At 53.6% G+C, this 3515-nt stretch carries 4 protein-coding genes; all 4 read left to right on the top strand.

Annotated elements, in window-relative coordinates:
• Positions 1–26 precede the first annotated feature (26 nt).
• Genes frdA through frdD form a run of 4 tightly spaced genes read left to right on the top strand, consistent with a single transcriptional unit; the run spans position 27 to position 3340 of the window.
• Entirely contained in the window at positions 27–1835 is a 1809-nt protein-coding gene (gene frdA, locus LPW36_RS17475) for a fumarate reductase (quinol) flavoprotein subunit (RefSeq protein ID WP_230611861.1), read from the top strand.
• Positions 1828–2562, top strand: coding sequence for a succinate dehydrogenase/fumarate reductase iron-sulfur subunit (locus LPW36_RS17470; RefSeq protein WP_140921526.1), 735 nt, complete (start codon positions 1828–1830; stop codon positions 2560–2562). The genes frdA and LPW36_RS17470 overlap by 8 nt, the downstream gene beginning before the upstream one ends.
• Positions 2563–2580: 18 nt before the next feature.
• Entirely contained in the window at positions 2581–2970 is a 390-nt protein-coding gene (gene frdC / locus LPW36_RS17465; RefSeq protein WP_230611859.1) for a fumarate reductase subunit FrdC, read from the top strand.
• A 13-nt stretch (positions 2971–2983) separates the two neighbouring features.
• Positions 2984–3340 carry a fumarate reductase subunit FrdD gene (frdD, locus tag LPW36_RS17460; RefSeq protein WP_168189576.1) on the top strand — a complete coding sequence of 119 codons (357 nt, stop codon included), beginning with the start codon at positions 2984–2986 and terminating at the stop codon, positions 3338–3340.
• Positions 3341–3515 lie beyond the last annotated feature (175 nt).

Raw genomic sequence — 3515 nt, 5'->3', positions numbered from 1 at the left:
TAAACTGGAACATTTGGAGGAATGCAGTGCAAACCTTTAACGCAGACATTGCTATCATCGGAGCAGGTGGTGGTGGTCTTCGTGCAGCCATTGCCGCTGCCGAAGCGAATCCCAACAGTACCATTGCGCTGATTTCTAAAGTCTACCCCATGCGCAGCCACACCGTGGCCGCCGAAGGCGGGTCCGCTGCCGTTATCAAGCCCGAAGACAGTTTCGAATCCCACTTCCATGATACCGTCGCCGGCGGTGACTGGCTCTGTGAGCAGGACGTCGTTCAGTACTTCGTGGAAAACAGCCCCCGCGAAATGGTGCAGATGGAACAGTGGGGATGCCCCTGGAGTCGTAAAGATGATGGCTCCGTCAACGTCCGTCGCTTTGGCGGCATGAAGGTTGAGCGTACCTGGTTTGCCGCCGATAAAACCGGCTTCCATATGCTTCACACCCTTTTCCAGACCTCCCTTAAGTACCCTAACATCAAGCGCTTTGATGAGCATTTCGTCCTTGACCTGCTGTCTGACGAAGGCCATGTCCGTGGGTTAGTCGCCATGAACATGATGGAAGGCTCCCTGATTCAAATCCGTGCCAATGCTGTGGTCATGGCCACCGGCGGTGCCGGACGCGTTTACCGTTATAACACCAACGGCGGTATCGTCACCGGTGACGGTATGGGAATGGCGTTCCGTCATGGCGTTCCGTTACGTGATATGGAGTTCGTTCAGTACCACCCGACCGGTCTGCCGGGCTCCGGTATCCTGATGACCGAAGGTTGTCGTGGTGAAGGCGGCATTCTGGTGAATAAAGACGGTTACCGTTACCTGCAGGATTACGGCATGGGTCCTGAGACTCCGCTGGGTAAACCTGAAAACAAATACATGGAGCTGGGTCCGCGTGACAAAGTCTCCCAGGCTTTCTGGCACGAATGGCGCGCCGGTCGCACCATCCCGACTCCACGTGGCGATGTGGTCTATCTGGACCTGCGTCATCTGGGTGAGAAGAAGCTGCTTGAGCGTCTGCCATTCATCTGTGAACTGTCTAAAGCCTATGTGGGCGTTGACCCGGTGAAAGAGCCTATTCCGGTTCGTCCTACCGCACACTACACCATGGGCGGGATTGAAACCAACCAGCAGTGTGAAACCCGTCTGGCCGGTCTGTTTGCCGTGGGCGAGTGTTCATCTGTGGGGATGCACGGTGCTAACCGTCTGGGCTCTAACTCTCTGGCAGAGCTGGTGGTGTTCGGTCGTGTGGCCGGTGAACACGCCATTGAGCGTGCCAAGTCTGCCGCACCGGCTAACAGCAGCGCGCTGGATGCGCAGGTGGCGGATATCGAAGGCCGTCTGCATGCCCTGCTCAAGCAGGAAGGCACCGAGAACTGGTCGAAAATCCGTGATGAGATGGGTCTGAGCATGGAAGAAGGGTGCGGTATCTACCGTACCGAAGAGTTAATGCAGAAGACCGTCGACAAGATTGCTGAACTGAAAGACCGCTTCAAACGCGTCAGCATTACTGACCGTACCAGCGTGTTCAATACTGACCTGCTGTACACCATTGAGCTGGGTCATGGTCTGGATGTGGCTGACTGTATGGCTCACTCGGCGCTGTTACGTCGTGAATCCCGTGGCGCACACCAGCGTCTGGATGAAGGCTGTACCGAGCGTGATGACGTGAACTTCCTGAAGCATTCACTGGCCTTCTACAGCCCGGATAGCACCACTCCGCGCATTGAATACAGTGATGTGAAAATTACCACCCTCCCGCCGGCCAAACGTGTATACGGTGCCGAAGCGGAAGCCCAGGCTAAAGAAGAGGCATTAAAGAAGGAGCAGGCGAATGTCTGAGATGAAAACCCTCAAAGTTGAAGTCATGCGCTACAACCCGGAGCGCGACAGTGAACCCCACTTCGAGGCGTATGATGTGCCTTATGATGCGTCCACGTCACTGCTGGATGCACTGGGCTATATTAAGGACAACCTGGCTCCGGACCTGTCTTACCGCTGGTCCTGTCGGATGGCGATTTGTGGTTCGTGCGGCATGATGGTGAACAAGGTGCCTAAACTGGCCTGTAAAACCTTCCTGCGGGACTATACCGACGGGATTAAAGTGGAAGCGCTGGGCAACTTCCCGATTGAGCGCGACCTGGTGGTGGACATGACTCACTTTATTGAGAGTCTGGAAGCCATTAAGCCTTATATCATTAATGACAGTCTGAAACCGGAGAACGGTCCGACCATTCAGATGCCGGCACAGATGGAGAAGTACCATCAGTTTTCCGGTTGTATCAACTGCGGTCTGTGTTATGCCGCCTGTCCTCAGTTTGGTCTGAACCCGGAGTTTATTGGTCCGGCGGTGATTACCCTGGGACATCGTTACAACCTGGATACGCGTGATAAGGGTAAAGCGGCCCGTATGCCACAGCTTAACGGCAAGAATGGCGTATGGAGCTGTACCTTTGTCGGTTACTGTTCTGAAGTCTGTCCGAAACACGTTGACCCGGCTGCGGCTATTCAGCAGGGCAAGGTGGAGAGTTCAAAAGACTTTATGATTGCCATGCTGAAACCTCAATAAAGGGAGAGGGATACTATTATGATGACCAAACGTAAACCCTATGTCCGCGAGGTGAAAGCTGACTGGTGGAAGAGACTCGGGTTTTATAAGTTTTATATGTTCCGTGAGAGCACGGCGGTTCCTGCCGTGTGGTTCAGTCTGGTGCTGATTTTCGGTGTGTTTGCACTAAGAAGTCCGGAGAGCTGGTATGGTTTTGTGGGCTTTTTAGCTAACCCGGTGGTGATGGTGATTAACATCATTACGCTGATTATGGCGCTGGTACATACCAAGACCTGGTTTGACCTTGCGCCTAAAGCGGCGAACATTGTGGTGGGACAGGAGAAGTTGAGCGCGAAGCCGATTGTGATGTTCTTCTGGGGCGTAACGATTGTGGCGAGCCTGATAATTCTGGCCGTGGCACTGATTTAAGGAGTCGACTGACATGATTGAACAAAATCCGAAGCGCTCTGACGAGCCGGTATTCTGGGGCCTGTTTGGTGCGGGCGGTATGTGGGGAGCGATTATTGCGCCGGTGATTATTTTACTGGTGGCGATTATTCTTCCGCTGGGCTGGGCACCGGAGGCGCTGAGTTATCCGCGTATTCTGGCGTTCTGTCAGGGTTTTATTGGCCGTGTATTTTTGCTGCTGATGATAATCCTGCCGATATGGTGTGGATTACACCGTATGCACCATATGACGCATGACCTGAAGTGGCATGTGCCTGCGGGCAAGCTGGTGTTTTACGGTCTGGCGACCGTGCTGAGTGTGATTGCGGTGATTGGGGTGTTTATGCTGTAAGCAGCATGGCCTTTGATGTGATATCACATGAAGTAAAGAAGTAGAGAAGCGCCCCGTTGGGGCGCTTTTTGCGTTCTGAGGGGAATGTTTTTTGATTCTTTAAATTGGCGGTTGTGGGTATTCCGGCCGTAATAACTCAGTACCTATATGAACTGAGGTGTACGGCCGGAAGGGC

The sequence above is a fragment of the Limnobaculum eriocheiris genome, assembly GCF_021010575.1.
Taxonomy (GTDB): Bacteria; Pseudomonadota; Gammaproteobacteria; order Enterobacterales; family Enterobacteriaceae; genus Limnobaculum; species Limnobaculum eriocheiris.
Note: the sequence above shows the minus strand (reverse complement) of the source record. Positions and strands in the feature narration are given on the sequence as shown.